Source organism: Paraburkholderia sp. SIMBA_053 (assembly GCF_046534895.1).
Taxonomy (GTDB): domain Bacteria; phylum Pseudomonadota; class Gammaproteobacteria; order Burkholderiales; family Burkholderiaceae; genus Paraburkholderia; species Paraburkholderia caledonica.
In genome coordinates this window covers 1-279 of record NZ_JAWRXU010000513.1, presented here as the reverse complement: position 1 = coordinate 279, position 279 = coordinate 1, and the positions used below count along the sequence as shown (strand labels likewise).

Below are 279 nucleotides of genomic sequence, written 5' to 3'. Positions count from 1 at the left end.
GTGCCAAGATAACGTTCCAGGGTAAACCATTTGCCGCCGCCGTTTTTATTCCACTTTTCATCAGTTTCTGACACGCCGCCAAACTGTACTTCAGTTATGGCGTCTATTTCACCTTCGCACAGCACCGCAATAATGTGCAGGTATTCGTTTTCAGCACCGCCACTGGCATCAGTTACGTATTTGTGAACCTTAATGGCACCAATGCGCCTGGTGCCATACACAACCGGTATAGCGACATCGCTGCCCTGTTTCTCAACCATTACCGCTTGCGCTGGTGGT

At 49.8% G+C, this 279-nt stretch carries 1 protein-coding gene; it reads right to left on the bottom strand.

Annotated elements, in window-relative coordinates; all coding sequences use genetic code 11:
* On the bottom strand, window positions 1–260 hold a 260-nt coding region (locus tag SB753_RS36655), incomplete at its 3' end, for a hypothetical protein (RefSeq protein ID WP_410805025.1).
* Window positions 261–279 lie beyond the last annotated feature (19 nt).